Origin of the sequence: Pedobacter agri PB92 (assembly GCF_000258495.1) — a bacterium.
GTDB lineage: Bacteria > Bacteroidota > Bacteroidia > Sphingobacteriales > Sphingobacteriaceae > Pedobacter > Pedobacter agri.
In genome coordinates, this window is the sequence record NZ_AJLG01000130.1 from 1 (window position 1) to 13,737 (window position 13,737).

Annotated in this window: 11 protein-coding genes and 1 pseudogene; 9 read left to right on the forward strand and 3 right to left on the reverse strand. The window is 38.0% G+C overall.

The annotated features are described in order from the left end of the window. The first annotated feature begins 106 nt into the window (after positions 1 to 106). Together ON09_RS26865 and ON09_RS17085 are read left to right on the forward strand one after the other, a co-directional pair. Positions 107 to 367, forward strand: coding sequence for a LacI family DNA-binding transcriptional regulator (locus tag ON09_RS26865; protein WP_010602281.1), 261 nt, complete (start codon positions 107 to 109; stop codon positions 365 to 367). Beyond that, the gene (locus ON09_RS17085; RefSeq protein ID WP_010602282.1) at positions 330 to 1,124 is read left to right on the forward strand and encodes a substrate-binding domain-containing protein; all 795 of its coding nucleotides are present in this window, start codon (positions 330 to 332) and stop codon (positions 1,122 to 1,124) included. Before ON09_RS26865 ends, ON09_RS17085 begins: the two co-directional genes overlap by 38 nt. On the opposite strand, the gene ON09_RS17090 is transcribed toward ON09_RS17085, so the two are convergent. Beyond that, positions 1,121 to 2,350, reverse strand: a complete 1,230-nt coding sequence (locus ON09_RS17090) for an MFS transporter (protein WP_010602283.1) — start codon at positions 2,348 to 2,350, stop codon at positions 1,121 to 1,123. The two genes, ON09_RS17085 and ON09_RS17090, sit on opposite strands and share 4 nt — an antisense overlap. Positions 2,351 to 2,520: 170 nt before the next feature. On the opposite strand from ON09_RS17090, the gene ON09_RS17095 reads away from it, so the two are divergent. From ON09_RS17095 to aqpZ, 3 genes are all read left to right on the forward strand, one after another. Further along, positions 2,521 to 2,964, forward strand: coding sequence for a MarR family winged helix-turn-helix transcriptional regulator (locus ON09_RS17095; RefSeq protein WP_010602284.1), 444 nt, complete (start codon positions 2,521 to 2,523; stop codon positions 2,962 to 2,964). Between the two features lie 45 nt (positions 2,965 to 3,009). Further along, positions 3,010 to 3,846: an MBL fold metallo-hydrolase gene (locus ON09_RS17100; protein ID WP_010602285.1), complete on the forward strand. Its 837-nt coding sequence runs from the start codon at positions 3,010 to 3,012 to the stop codon at positions 3,844 to 3,846. A gap of 255 nt (positions 3,847 to 4,101) precedes the next feature. Further along, positions 4,102 to 4,812 (forward strand): aquaporin Z, encoded by a 711-nt coding sequence (aqpZ, locus tag ON09_RS17105; protein ID WP_010602286.1) that lies wholly within the window; start codon positions 4,102 to 4,104, stop codon positions 4,810 to 4,812. Between the two features lie 192 nt (positions 4,813 to 5,004). Here the strand turns inward: aqpZ and ON09_RS17110 are convergent, their stop codons facing one another. Continuing rightward, complete coding sequence (locus ON09_RS17110; RefSeq protein WP_010602287.1) at positions 5,005 to 5,520, reverse strand: glutathione peroxidase; 516 nt, start codon at positions 5,518 to 5,520, stop codon at positions 5,005 to 5,007. A 568-nt stretch (positions 5,521 to 6,088) separates the two neighbouring features. On the opposite strand from ON09_RS17110, the pseudogene topA reads away from it, so the two are divergent. The 3 genes and pseudogenes from topA to ON09_RS17120 all read left to right on the forward strand — a co-directional run. After that, positions 6,089 to 7,977, forward strand: a pseudogene (gene topA / locus ON09_RS17115) (type I DNA topoisomerase); the annotation flags it as partial. A gap of 93 nt (positions 7,978 to 8,070) precedes the next feature. Continuing rightward, a complete protein-coding gene (locus ON09_RS26680; protein ID WP_316927815.1) occupies positions 8,071 to 8,667 on the forward strand; it encodes a topoisomerase C-terminal repeat-containing protein in 597 nt (198 codons plus the stop codon). A gap of 73 nt (positions 8,668 to 8,740) precedes the next feature. Continuing rightward, positions 8,741 to 9,145, forward strand: a complete 405-nt coding sequence (locus tag ON09_RS17120) for a hypothetical protein (protein WP_010602288.1) — start codon at positions 8,741 to 8,743, stop codon at positions 9,143 to 9,145. Between the two features lie 42 nt (positions 9,146 to 9,187). Here the strand turns inward: ON09_RS17120 and ON09_RS17125 are convergent, their stop codons facing one another. Further along, complete coding sequence (locus tag ON09_RS17125) at positions 9,188 to 9,610, reverse strand: nuclear transport factor 2 family protein (RefSeq protein ID WP_010602289.1); 423 nt, start codon at positions 9,608 to 9,610, stop codon at positions 9,188 to 9,190. 302 nt (positions 9,611 to 9,912) lie between these two features. Between ON09_RS17125 and ON09_RS17130 the strand changes: the two genes are divergently transcribed. Beyond that, positions 9,913 to 13,737 (forward strand): alpha-2-macroglobulin family protein (locus ON09_RS17130; RefSeq protein ID WP_010602290.1); only part of this gene is annotated, 3,825 nt, incomplete at its 3' end.

A 13,737-nucleotide genomic window follows, 5' to 3' on the forward strand; every position in this document is an offset into this window, starting at 1 on the left:
ACCTTGATTCTATAGTGAGAGGGCAATAAATCCAGTCGCGTAGACATTTCAAACGTTTGAAATAATTGAGAAATTTTCCTTATCTATGCAATAGCGATTGGACAAGATGAAGCAAAATACTCCTATAACATTGAAATTTCTCGCTGAAAAGCTGAAGATGTCAGTTTCAACAGTGTCAAAAGCGCTGAATAATTACCCAACCATAAATGAGTACACTAAAAAACGTGTTCAGGAAATGGCGAAGGAGTTACATTTTACCCCAAATAAATCGGCCATAAACCTAAAAGAACGGAAATCGCGGATTATAGGGGTTATTCTACCAAATCTGCTTGATCATTTTTTTTACGAGGAGCATTTACGGGGTTGAGCAATTCGCCACTGAAAATGGATACAATATCATCATCAGTCAAACCCATGATGATTTGGAAAAGGAAATTCAATCTGCAAACAGACTGCTCAAAAGTCGTGTTGACGGGTTGATCGTAGCCATATCGAAGCAAACTCAAAATTTTTCCCATTTTGATCAGTTTGAAAACATGGGCACACCTGTTGTTTATTATACCAGAAATCCAAGTTTCAATTTGAACTGTCATAAGGTTTTAGGCAATACGTTTCAGGGATGCTATGAGGCAACACAATTTTTAATTGACAGAGGCCATCAAAAAATTGCGTATTTGGGTGGACCGAAAATGATCAGTTTCACGCATGATCGGTTTAACGGCTACATTAACGCTTTGAAAGATAATGACGTTTCATTTTCATCTGATCTGGTAGCCTATACTGATTTTGATAGGGAAAATACCATTACTGCCATTCAAAGCCTTTTTAAAAGTTCAGAAAACACGCCAACAGCACTGGTTGCTTTTAAGGAGCCCATATTATTTGATGCCATTAAGTATTTGAAATCAGTTGAATACCCCAACTTTGATAAAATCGAGTGTATCGGTTTTGGTAACACTTCGTTAATCAGCTATCTGGATTTTCCTCCGATAGCATCGGTTGAAGAAAACCCTGAATCTGTGGGAGAAAATGCAATGAGACTGTTATTGCAGCTGATTAATGATGACATTGAAATTCAGAACTACCAAAAAGTAATGGTTGATTGCAAGTTGGTGGTTCATTAGGTTAATGAAATCGTATTTCTTCTGATCTCATTACGGTGCTTTTCATTATAAACGAAAGCTCCAACAATAAGCAAACCTGCGATTCCTTCAAAGGCCACCACTGTTTGTGTACCAAACTGATGGGCCAGATAACCCATAAGCAAACTCCCAAGAGGCAAAACCCCTTGATAAGCCATAATATAATAACTTAGGGTTCTTCCTCGCATTACATCATCAGCATGTGTTTGTAAATAAGTATTGATAGATGACGTTTGCGCCATTAAACCAAGTGCTGCCAAACCTGTACAAATTAAAGCCAAAATTAGCGATGGACTAATGGCCAATGCCACTACAGAAACCGCCAAAAGTACCCCTGAAACCATCACTATCTTTTGCAGATTTTGTTTCACTTTTAAAGTTGCCATATAAATCGCTCCGAAAAACGCTCCAAAACCGGCAGCACTTTCAAACCAACTAAACGTTGTAGCCGTTCCGTTAAAAACATCTTTAGCAAAAACAGGCAATAAAGTGGTAAAGGGAATCACCAGAAGACTCGATGCAGCCATCATTAAAATCATTGATGCCAGATCTGGAGATGCTTTCAAATAATCATAGCCCTTTTTAAGGTCAATCCAGATATTTTCTTTTGATTTTGCATGTGCTGTTAATTTTAATTTCATCATCACCATACAACCAAGCACTGCAATAAAACTAAGGAAGTTGATCAGAAAACAGATATCCTCGCCCAAAGTACTCAAAATTACTCCTGCCAATGCTGGCCCTACTAATCTTGCAGCGTTAAAAACAGATGAATTCAAAGCAATGGCATTCGGTAAATCTTCCTTATCATCAATTAAATTAACCATCAGCGACTGCCTGGCCGTTACATCAAATGCGTTCACCAAACCTTGCACCAATGAAAGTGCAGCAATCCAAAATATATCATAAACCTTAAACCAAATCATTAAAGCTAAAGCACCGGCCTGCAACATCAAAATCACTTGTGTAATAATCAATATCTTGTACTTATTATGCCTGTCTACATAACTGCCGGCATAGGGCGCCAGAACCAATGATGGAATTAAACTTAAGAAAGTTACGAGTCCGAGCAAAAAAGCAGAACCCGTTAACCGGTAAACTAGCCAGCTAATTGCAACACGCTGCATCCATGTACCAACTAACGAAATAGCCTGACCTGAAAAAAATAATCGATAATTATAATGTCTGAGTGAACGAAAAATTGTCATATCAAAAATAGTAAAGTAACTTTACAAAAGTATAAACTTTGTTTGACTTGATAAAGCTAATAATCATAAAATTTATCATTTTAAACTCACAAATTTAAGTATACTGGCAAACAAGTAGATACTTTTGAATTAAAATAACATTATATTTGTAAAGTTTATTTACTAAAGAAATGCCAACACCAACTCAGGAAATTGCTGCAAAATTAAGAAGTACCGTAACACGCCTTACCCGGCAGTTGCGAAAACAGAATGTGAGCTCTGAATTTAGCAACGCAGAATTACTCACGATGTCATTATTAGAACAGCATGGCATGTTACTTTCCACTGAACTGGCTGAAATGGAGCGGGTTTCCAAACAGGCAATTTCTCAAATCATCAATCGGTTAGTTGAGGCAAAATGTGTTGAGCGACAACCGAGTGAAGACGACAAGAGAAAAGTTTTTATCAGCTTAACTAAACTTGGAGAAAAACATATTATAGCCAGTAGAAAAATCAAAGAAGAATGGCTCGTACAAACGATGGAAAAAATATTCTCAGCAGAAGAGATTGCACTCATTCAGGCATTTCTGCCTTTACTTTCGCGGTTGGTGGAATATAACGGTACTAAGGTTTAATTTACTTTATCATTATGCAAATTAGCCGTAACTTGCGGTTTCAAAATGGCATTATATTTTACATCAATAAACTCGGGAAGTAACGGTAACTGTTACTATGTTGGCAATGAAGACGAGGCGGTTTTAATTGATGTTGGATTAACTTGCAAAGAAGTTGAACTGAGAATTAACCGATTAGGATTATCGATCGATAAAATCAAAGCGATTTTCATTTCTCATGAACACAGCGATCATATTAAGGGTTTGAGTGTTTTTGCAAAGAAACATGGCTTACCGGTTTACATTAGCACACCAACTTACAAAAGCAGCAGACTCATATTAAACGAAGAAAACATTTTTCCGATCTCGCACTCACAGCAAATCAAAATAGGAAGTCTTAACATTTTTGCTTTTTCTAAATTCCATGATGCTGCAGATCCTTATAGTTTTACGGTTGAATGCAATAACGTTAAAGTAGGTGTTTTTACAGATATTGGTTCGGTTTGCGACCGGTTAATCAACCAATTCAAAACCTGCCACGCTGCATTTTTAGAGGCAAATTATTGCGCACAAATGTTAGCCAGTGGCAATTACCCCTACTTTTTAAAAAGAAGAATAACCAGCGGACACGGGCATTTGAGTAATACACAGGCTTTGGAACTTTTCCAAAATCACAAACCTGCATTTATGAGTCATTTGTTGCTGAGTCATTTATCGAAAGATAATAATGACCCTGACTTAGTTGAAAGTATTTTTAAAAATGTAGCCGGCGATACTTTTGTTAAAGTAGCTTCGCGATACCAGGAGACCGAGGTGTTCTATGTAAGTAAAAGTAGCACAGCAATCCCTACTTATCAGTTCGATCCTGCATCGTATCAGCCAGATCAATTAAACCTCTTCTAGATATATATTATTAAGAAAATTGCTAAACGGTAAAATATTTTCAAACATTTTTTGAAGATGTTGGTTATATAATTACTTCATAAATAGTTTGTTTGGTTTATTTGGGGCTTAAGGTTTAAGCCCCTTTCTTTTTCCATCAAATTTCGAGCTGAACAGTTTCCTGTTAATAAATACCGACTTTTTAAATTGTAATATTTCATTTACATTTGCAGCAAATCTCCCCCTATTGTTTTTTAATCTTTAATAAAAAATAACATGGAGACGAGTAAATTCTCAAAATTCAGTGCCGAATTTCTGGGCACGTTAGTATTAGTTTTAATGGGTTGCGGTAGCGCAGTAATTGCCGGTGACAATGGTACAACCGGTGTGGGGTTATTAGGAATTTCTTTTGCCTTTGGTTTATCTGTTGTGGCAATGGCTTATGCAATAGGTCACATTTCGGGTTGCCATATTAACCCTGCAATTTCAATTGGTATGGTTGTGGCCGGAAGAATGAAAGCTGGCGAGGCAGCTTATTATGTTGTTGCTCAGGTTTTAGGTGCAATTGCAGGAGCGGGCTTACTTTATTTAATCGTAAGTAACCAGGAAAACTTCGAGATGAAAGAATGGGCTTTAGGCTCTAACGGCTGGGGCAAAGGTTACTTAGCAGAATACAATTCTACTGCAGCTTTTGTTGCTGAAGCAGTTTTTACATTTATCTTCCTACTGGTAATTTTTGGTGCTACCTCAACAAAAAACATCAACGGTGGTTTCGCTGGTTTAGCCATTGGCCTTTCATTGGTACTGATCCATATTGTTGGAATTAAAATTACAGGTGTCTCTGTGAACCCGGCACGTAGTATAGGTCCTGCGGTTTTAGCAGGCGGCGAAGCCATCAAACAAATCTGGCTGTTTGCCGTAGCGCCGGTTGTTGGTGCAGTTTTAAGCGCTGTGGTTTGGAAAACTGTGTTAGAAAAAACTAACTGAAGACGTGAAAAAGAAGATGTAAATTGAATGACAGGATTTAAAAAATCTAAGGCATCCATACCCACGAAATCTCAATTTTAAAAAAAAAAGGTAAAAATGAATTGAAAATAAATCCAATTCATCTTACCTTTTTTGCTTCTGAAAATGCAAGAGAAAATTATTCCATTTTACATCTCGCATCTTCCAGCCTATTTATAGATTCTTTACAATTGCTTCATCCATCGGCTTTGTTTTTGAGCGAAAGCGATGCACCAACTCCCCTTTTTCGTCAATTAAAAACTTTTCAAAGTTCCATTTAATATCACCTTGTTCTTCGGTATTGGTTTGCGAAGTTAAGTATTTAAATAAAGGACTGATATCATCACCTTTAACGCTGCTTTTTTCTGCTAATAAAAAAGATACGTTGTACTTTCCTGTGCAAAATTCCTTAATCTCTGCATTAGTAGAAAACTCCTGCCCGCCGAAATTTCCGGCTGGAAACCCGATTAACACTACCTTTTTGCCGTATTGTTTTTGAAGTTTCTCCAAATCTTCATACTGCGGCGTGTAGCCACACTTAGAGGCAGTATTAACGATTAAAATTTTCTTCCCTTTAAACTTCGAAAGTTTTACCTCTTTACCATCGATAGTTTTAAAGCTAAAATCGTAAACATTTTTTGGCGGCGTAGGCATCAAAAAATTTAATAGAATTAAAATTGTGCTGATCATTGTTTTTTCTTTTTATATACGAATATATGCACAAATAGTTTTCTCCACAGGTTTTTGATTGTAAATTAAATGCTAAAATGATGAATAGCTCATTAAAGTATTGATATTAGGAAACGAACGCAATATCTGCATCGGCAATCATAGTCCCGCTTTCCCTCCTGCCATGAAAAATGGCATCCGTACAATCGGGTTTAGTTTACCTCATGCAGTTTTTCAAAAGCAGTTATTCGAACTTGCAACGAATAAGCGTTTTCGTTTTTATTGGTTATATAGGTAGAAGCCCTGCAGCTGTTGTAACCTAACTACACTGGCCACCTAAACCCGACCGAGTGAAAAACCCGGAAACCGAGGTACGAGGTTGAGGATTTGAAACATAGGGCGGGACAAAGCCTGAAATTAAAACCATTGAAATTGCTTTCCAAAAATTTAAGAACTATAAAAAATGTAGATTAAGGCATCAAAACCGCATCGAATTTGACGAGATTTTGAAAAAAAATTTGTATAAAATTCTGTTCACGTTTGGTTTTATACTTTAATTATAGCTTTATTTGCACAAAATCGTTATTTCATGGCCAAAAATTTATTAATCGTAGAGTCACCCGCAAAAGCTAAAACTATAGAAGGCTATCTAGGCAAAGATTTCCTTGTGAAATCGAGCTATGGCCATATTCGGGATTTGGCTAAAGGCGATATGGCGATTGATATTGCGAATGATTTCGCACAGAAATACGAAGTTCCGGCAGATAAAAAGGCGCTTGTAGCTGAATTAAAAAACTTGCAAAGGAAGCCGAAATGGTTTGGCTAGCATCCGATGAGGACCGTGAGGGAGAAGCCATTTCCTGGCATTTGTTTGAGACGCTTGGCTTAAAACAAGAGAAAACCAAACGTATTGTTTTTCATGAAATTACGAAACCTGCCATATTAAAGGCGATTGATAGTCCACGAAGTATTGATTACAACCTGGTTAATGCACAACAGGCTCGCCGGGTTTTAGATCGGTTAGTGGGTTTTGAACTTTCACCCGTATTGTGGAAAAAAGTTAAACCATCGCTTTCTGCTGGTCGTGTACAATCTGTTGCAGTGCGCTTAATTGTTGATAGAGAAAGAGAAGTACAAAACTTTAATGCAGCTGCTGCCTATAAAATCACGGCACAATTTTCTACAGGTAAAGGTAAAGAGATTGTAAAAGCAGAATTGCCTCATCGTTTTGAAAGCGAAGCTGATGCCGAGAAATTTTTACAGGATTGTTCAAATGCCAAGTTTGACATCACCAGTTTAGAAACCAAACCTGCGAAACGCAATCCGGCGGCACCCTTTACCACTTCTACCTTGCAACAGGAAGCCTCAAGGAAATTAGGTTTTCCGGTGGCGAGAACCATGCAGGTTGCACAACGCTTATACGAAGCCGGTAAAATTACCTATATGAGAACCGATTCGGTAAACTTATCGGAAACCGCTTTAACTGCTGCTGCTGCCGAAATCAAATCAGCCTACGGAGAGAAATATCACCAACAGAGGGTTTATAGAACAAAATCGGCTGGTGCCCAGGAGGCTCACGAGGCCATCCGCCCTACTTATTTTGATCGCCACACGGTTGACGGGGATATTTCAGAAAGACGTTTATATGACCTGATCTGGAAACGTTCAATTGCCTCACAAATGAGCGAGGCTCTATTTGAAAAAACAACCGCACAGATTACCGCTTCAACACGAAAAGAATATTTAGTTGCTGAAGGTGAAGTATTAAAATTTGACGGTTTTTTAAAGGTCTATTTAGAATCTACTGATGATGAAGAAGGTGATGAAAAAGAAGGCGGTTCGATTTTACCTCCATTAGCCAAGGGACAAGAATTAATTTTAAAAGAAATGCAGGCTACAGAGCGCTACTCTCGTCCGCCAGCAAGATATACAGAAGCCAGCTTAGTTAAAAAATTAGAAGAACTGGGCATTGGACGTCCATCTACTTATGCCCCAACCATTTCTACGGTTCAAAATCGTGGCTATGTTGTTAAGGAAGATAGAGATGGTAAACAACGCCAATTTACAGCGATCATTTTAGCTGATGGAAAGGTTACAAAAAATACAAAATCAGAAATTACAGGTGCTGAAAAGCAAAAACTTTTCCCAACAGATATCGGCGAAGTGGTAAATGATTTCCTGGTTGAACATTTTAAAGGAATTGTTGACTTTAATTTCACTGCGAAGGTGGAAAAAGAATTTGATGAGATTGCGCAAGGTTTGCAAGAGTGGACTAAAATGCTACACTCGTTTTATAGCCCTTTCCACACCGAGGTAGAAACAACTCTTGAAACTGCGGAACGTGCTACTGGCGAACGTTTGCTCGGTGTTGACCCTGCTTCTGGTAAAAACGTATATACAAAAGTTGGTAAATTCGGTCCGCTGGTTCAAATTGGTGAGCTCGATGAGGAAGAAAAACCGCGTTATGCAAGTTTAATGCGTAATCAATCAGTTGCTACCATTCAGTTAGATGATGCATTGCAACTGTTCAAGCTGCCGATGTTACTGCCAGATTTTGAAGGCAAAGAAGTAATGGTTGGCGTGGGCCGGTTTGGCCCGTATGTGAAATGGGGAGAAGCCTTTATCTCACTTCCTAAAAATGAAGAGCCACTTTCGGTAACTTATGAACGGGCTGTTCAGATTATACAAGAGAAAATGGATGCGGATGCGCCTATTGCCTATTACGAAGGTTTGGGTGTAACGAAAGGAAAAGGACGTTTCGGTCCGTTTATTAAATGGAACGATTTATTTATAAATATCCCGGCAAAGGGTTACGATTTCGACAATTTGACACAATCAGATATTGAGACTTTGATTGGTAAAAAAGTGGAGAAAGAAGCTAACCGATTCATTAAAGTTTGGGATGCGGAAAAAATTTCAATTGAAAATGGCCGTTGGGGACCTTTTATTCGTTTCGGTAAATTGATGCTGAAGTTAAGAAATAACGAGGTAACAAAGCAAAAATATACCGCTGAAGAGTTGGCTGATGTTGATTTGGAAGTAATCAAAAAGATGATTGTTGAGCAAGTGCCAAATGCTTTTGAAACAAAGAAAAAAAGCGCCTGCAAAAAAGAAAGCACCGGCAGCGAAAAAGGCTGTAGCGAAGAAGAAGTAATTTTGAACAAATAATAAGGATTTAAGGTTTATTTTTTAATAATCGAAATTCATCATCCTTATTTTTTGCTCCTTTATCCCTGTCAAAATGAAAGCAGATTTACCAGAAAATACCGTAGAAGATATCGCAATGGCCGTTGTGCTCATGAGTGAAACTCCTGAAGTGAAAAACTGGACGGTTTACCTTGTCAACCTAAAAAATGAGCCAATTACAAACGTTTTAATTAGTTCTAAAGGTTATGGCGAGAAAGATGGCAAACAAGTTAAAACATCTGTTTTAAGACATTTCATTGGCGATATGGAAGCCAATGACTTTAAGGGCGTTGAGGCTATTGACCCTGAAGTTTTCGGCCTAACAAATGAATACTGGTTAAGCTATTATATTGGTTCTACCATTTATGATAAAAAATTCATCTTCCTTCCTGAAAGCATTATTGACTCCAATTTGATAAAAATTCCATTGGTTAACCGGCCTGGAGTTATGATAAAGTAGTGTATAAGTTTGGAAACGTAGAATACAAAAAGTACAACACAATTAAAGCACTTTAACCGCCTGTCTTCCCAACAACTTCCATCCAGCTTTTTCCTTACTCCAAATAAGCAAAACATGTAACTTTACAGTCCCAGGAATATTCTTATCATTCGTTTTTGCATTTAAGGTGTGGCGCACCAAAGCTGTTTTATTTTGAACGATGATCTTTTGATCAGTTAAGTTGATATCAACAAAATCTGAAGCGCCAGAAAGCAATGCATGCATAAACTCCTGCTTGGTTTCTACTTTACCACTCGAGTGCCCATAACTCAAATCATTCAATACCAACTTGTTCAGCGCTAAACTATCCGGAGAGATCATCAGCTTAGTTAGCCGGTTTACTGCTTCCGCTACATCTGTCTGTTGCGCAAAACCAATATTAACTGTTAAAATCAGGCTTGAAAAAATCAATAGTTTCTTAATCATATCTGGTTGAATTGGGATTGATCTGTAAACTTATCCAAATCATTGCAAAGGAACAAATATAAAACCTGCTCATTGGGCTATTTTTGATCAGCATCACTTCCCTGCCAAATACAAATAATAGATAAAAACCGGCAAAAAAAAGGAAACTATAAACAGATATACATTAACGCAAAATATCCATTAGAAAATCAATAGGTTTAGTATTATAAATCAAAATCCCCACAACAGGCTAATTTTCAACATAGTTTATTTTAACGGGATTTTTAGTTTATTTTGAATCACATCTAATCAGAATTTCAAAAATGGAACAACCCTCTACCTACAAATCATCATCCAAAAAGAAATTTATTTTTATCGGTTTATTAGCGGCTTCGATCGCAGCTTTATTGTTTTTTTATTTCAATCGAAAGAAAAAATCGAATGAAGATAATCAGGCTTATGCGAAATATATCGAGGCCTACACTTCTGGCACAATCTCAAAAAAGAGTTACATCCGTGTGCATCTAGCTAACGCCGCTACCGGAATGCAGGATTTAGGTAAACCTGATTCTCGCGACCTCTTCGATTTTTCGCCTTCTATCTCAGGAAAAACTTATTGGATAGATCCACAAACAGTAGAATTTCGACCTGACGAGAATTTGAAATCCGGTAAGGAATATGAAGCATCTTTCAAATTATCAGAAGTTTCTGCTACAGAAAAAGGTTTGGAGGATTTTGACTTTGAATTTAAAGTAATTACACCCGGCGTTATGCTTTCTCAAAATGGCCTGGTTTCTCAAAACAATACTTCCCTTGATTATATGAAACTCACTGGAGAAGTAGCTACCGCGGATGTAGAGGAAACCTCAAAAATTGAAAAGATAATCGAGCTTGATTTCGACCAGAAATTAAAAATTAAATGGCAACATGACCCTGCAAAAAACATCTCCAAATTTACCATAGATAGTATAAAAAAGAAAGGCGCTGACCAGACTTTAAAAATAGATTGGGATGGTGATGCCATCGATGCTGAACAAAAAGGTGAAGAAGAAGTCAGAATTCCTGCTTTAAATAAATTTGAAATTCTGGATATGAAGGCCATCCAGGGTGAAGAAGATTATGCTTTAGTGCAATTTTCGGAGCCTATTGGAGTTGGGCAGGATTTAACTGGAATGATTTCATTAGGCAACCTGAGCGATTTACGTTATACCATCGACGCCAGCCAGGTAAAAGTTTACGCAGCCGAAGAATTAAAGGGCGACTATACTTTAAACGTGAACAGCGGAATAGAAAATATTAACGGAAAAACTTTATTAGGAGGAAAAACTGCAAATCTGGTTTTCGAAGATAAACTTCCTGCTGTTACTATTGCTGGTGGCGGAACCATTTTGCCAAATTCTGGTAAGTTGGTTTTACCTTTCGAAGCCATCAATTTAAAGGCTGTTGATGTTACTGTAATTAAAATCTACGAAAATAATATTCCTCAGTTTTTTCAAACCAATAGTTATAAAGATGCAAACGAGTTGCGTAGGGTAGCCAAACCAATTTTGCAGAAAACAGTTCGTCTGGATGAGGATAAAGCCTTGAATCTGCACAAGAAAAACCGATTTACATTGGATTTAGATAAGATGATCCGCACCGAGCCCGGGGCAATGTATCGGGTAACGATTGCATTTAGGCAAGAATATAATGCATACAATTGTAAAGCAAATGATGAGAAAGCTACCGATGATGGAGAAGGTTACTATGATGAAGAAGGTGGCTATTACGGAGAAAAAATTGATGAAGATGATGATTTTTGGCAACGATACAACAATTATTATCCTCAAAACTATCGCTGGTCAGATAAAGATAATCCCTGCACACCATCATTTTACACCAATCAACGTTGGGCAAGCAGAAATTTAATTGCATCGAATATTGGTTTGGTTGCGAAACGCGGCAACGATAATAGCATGCTGATTGTTGCTACGGATTTACTTACCGCAAAACCCATGAGTGGTGTAAGTTTAGAGCTTATGGATTACCAAAAGCAAATTATCTTTACCACCAAAACAGATGGAGATGGTTTTGCCAGATTTGATTTGAAACGCCAACCGTTTTTACTGATTGCTAAAAATGGTTCCGAACGAGGTTATTTAAAATTAGATGATGGTAGTTCTTTACCGTTAAGCCGTTTCGATGTTGGCGGAGATGTGGTGCAGAGTGGACTTAAGGGTTTTATATATGGCGAACGCGGCGTGTGGCGACCAGGCGATAGCTTATTTGTATCCTTTATTTTAGAAGATAAGCTGAAAAAGCTTCCTGCAAATTATCCTGTCACCATGGAATTTTATAATCCAAAAGGTCAGCTTTATAAACGGTTAATTAACGGCAGACCAGTAAACGGATTCTATAGTTTCAAAACGGCAACAGAAAATACTGCTCCTACTGGAAACTGGATGGCGAAAGTAAAAGCCGGTGGCGCAACATTTACTAAAACATTAAAAATCGAAACGGTGATGCCAAACCGTTTGAAAATCGATTTTAACGTTGGTAACAGAACGTATCTAAGTGCTGGAACATCACCTGCTACCCTATCGGCCAAATGGCTCTTTGGTACGCCGGCACAAAATTTAAAAGCAAAGGTTGATGTAAACTTAAACACCACTGAAACTAAGTTTAAAGGTTTCGAGGGTTTCAGTTTCGATAATCCAACAGTAAATTTTGAGTCGCAGGTTAAAACCATTTTCGAAGGAACTTTAAATGGAGCTGGCACTGCTCAAATTAATACCAACCTCATTGAAAATAACACTGCTCCAGGCGTTTTGCGAGCAAATTTTACCACAAAGGTTTTTGAACCCGGAGGTAATTTCAGCATCGATAATCTGAGCATTCCATATCATGTTTACAGCAGCTATTTAGGTATTCGTCCGGCAAAGGGAGATAAGCTAAGCGGCAGGCTGGTAACCGGAAAAGATCATAAAATCGAAATTGTAAATGTAAATACTGATGGAAAACTGTTAAGTGGAAGCAAAACAGTTCAGTTAGAAGTGTATAAAACACAGTGGCGTTGGTGGTGGGAACAAGATGATCAATACACTTATGCAAATTTCACCCAAAACCAATACAATAAACTGGTTGAAACACATCAGGTTAATTTATCAAACGGTAAAGGTAGCTGGAATTTAAGAATTGATGAACCAGAATGGGGACGCTACCTCATCCTTGTTCGTGATTTAAATGGCGGACACGTAACCGGAAAATCAGTATATGTAGACTGGCCAGGTTGGGCTCAGCGTGAGCAAGGTGCAAATCCTACCGAGGCATCTATGTTGTCATTTACTGCTAATAAAGAAAAATTTACGGTTGGCGAAGACATTACATTAACCATCCCGACAGGTAAAGATGGAAGAGCGTTAATTTCAATTGAAAACGGAAGCAGGGTTTTAAAAACTTTCTGGGTTGATACTAAGGCTGGGCAAACACAATATAAATTTAAGGCAGAAAAAGAAATGGCTCCAAACGTTTTCGCGAACGTTACGCTGTTGCAGCCTCATGCACAAACCGTTAACGATTTGCCAATCAGGATGTATGGTGCGATCCCAATTTCGGTCGAAGACCCTCAAACGATTTTAAAGCCAACCATTAAAATGTTGGATAAAATCAAGCCTGAGACGGAAAATTCTATCACTATTGCTGAGCAAAACGGCAAGGCGATGACGTATACCATCGCTTTGGTAGATGAAGGCTTATTAGATTTAACACGCTTTAAAACACCAGACCCTCATGGTGCATTCTATGCCCGAGAAGGTTTGGGCGTAAAAACCTGGGATCTGTTTGATTACGTATTAGGCGCCTGGGGCGGTAACCTGGAACGCATCCTAAGCATTGGTGGAGATGGAAGTATCAATAAAAACTTAAACCCTGCCAAAGCAAATCGTTTCAAAGCAGTGGTTAAATTTATGGGACCATTTACGATAGGCAAAGGCGAAAGTAAAACACACAAATTTAAATTACCACAATATATTGGCGCTGTTCGGGCCATGGTGGTTGCCGGACAAGATGCTGCTTATGGCTTTGCCGAAAAATCAGTTCAGGTTAAAAAACCTTTAATGGTTTTGGCAACACTGCCGAGGGTAATTGGTCCTGGAGAAAAGTGTGTACGT

Bases quoted from the DNA above. Each gene is read 5' to 3' on its own strand.
- ON09_RS26865 (WP_010602281.1), top strand. From the start codon at position 107: ATGAAGCAAAATACTCCTATAACATTGAAATTTCTCGCTGAAAAGCTG.
- ON09_RS17110 (WP_010602287.1), bottom strand. From the start codon at position 5,520: ATGATCAGCACAATTTTAATTCTATTAAATTTTTTGATGCCTACGCCG.
- ON09_RS26680 (WP_316927815.1), top strand. From the start codon at position 8,071: ATGGTTGGCGTGGGCCGGTTTGGCCCGTATGTGAAATGGGGAGAAGCC.
- ON09_RS17090 (WP_010602283.1), bottom strand. From the start codon at position 2,350: ATGACAATTTTTCGTTCACTCAGACATTATAATTATCGATTATTTTTT.
- ON09_RS17125 (WP_010602289.1), bottom strand. From the start codon at position 9,610: ATGATTAAGAAACTATTGATTTTTTCAAGCCTGATTTTAACAGTTAAT.
- aqpZ (WP_010602286.1), top strand. From the start codon at position 4,102: ATGGAGACGAGTAAATTCTCAAAATTCAGTGCCGAATTTCTGGGCACG.
- ON09_RS17120 (WP_010602288.1), top strand. From the start codon at position 8,741: ATGAAAGCAGATTTACCAGAAAATACCGTAGAAGATATCGCAATGGCC.
- ON09_RS17095 (WP_010602284.1), top strand. From the start codon at position 2,521: ATGCCAACACCAACTCAGGAAATTGCTGCAAAATTAAGAAGTACCGTA.
- ON09_RS17100 (WP_010602285.1), top strand. From the start codon at position 3,010: ATGGCATTATATTTTACATCAATAAACTCGGGAAGTAACGGTAACTGT.